The 725-nt window shown below is 59.4% G+C and carries 1 protein-coding gene and 1 pseudogene; both read left to right on the top strand.

The genetic code is table 11. From position 1 onward, the window contains the following. Positions 1-3: 3 nt before the first annotated feature. Positions 4-378: pseudogene (locus AC04SI_RS33320) on the top strand (PAS domain-containing protein); the annotation flags it as partial. A 69-nt stretch (positions 379-447) separates the two neighbouring features. After that, the coding region (locus AC04SI_RS33315) for an HWE histidine kinase domain-containing protein (protein ID WP_488475733.1) at positions 448-725 on the top strand (278 nt) is incomplete at its 3' end.

Genomic DNA, 725 nt, shown 5'->3' with positions numbered 1-725 from the left:
ACGATGCCTGACAAGTCCGAACAGCAGAAGGACGCCGAAGCCGAAGTCGAGAGCTTTCAGCACGACCTTGGCCCGTTCGTTGTTGCTGCCGAGACAACGCGAATGGCCATGGTTTTCACTGATGCAAACGAACCCGGCAATCCCATCATTTTTGCGAATGACGCGTTCCTCGCCCTGACCGGATACGCCAGGGAAGAGGTCCTGGGTCAGCCCTTCAATTTCCTGATGGCGGACGGCGCCGACGCCGGAGCGCTGAAACGTATCAAGGCGGAGTTCGAAGCCAATTCGGAGGCGAGCACGGAAATCCTTTACAGGCGCAAGGATGGCAGCGAATTCTGGGCGGCCCTTTTCGTCAATCCTGTCCGCGACAGGAGCGGCGCCATCGTCCAGTATTTTACCTCCTTCGTCGATCTCACCAGACACAAGGAGGAGCAGGCGCAATCGCGGATGCTCATCGACGAATTGAACCATCGCGTGAAGAACATGCTTGCAACAGTGCAGTCGATCGTCTGGCAGGCATCGCGAGCCAATTCCGACCCGCGGGCGATCCGCGAAGCTGTCGAGTCGCGGCTGTTTGCGCTCTCCCGATCGCACAATTTGCTGACCCGCGAAAACTGGCACAGCGCCGGGTTGCTCGATGTCCTCCACGATGCACTTGAACCGTTCGGCGTCACCGATGGGCGGACCGAGCGCCTGGTGATTGCCGGCGACAACATCCGCCTCTC

The sequence above is a fragment of the Mesorhizobium sp. CNPSo 4689 genome (assembly GCF_057784325.1).
The sequence above is the reverse complement of the archived record's forward strand: the minus strand, read 5'-3'. Positions and strand labels throughout refer to the sequence as shown.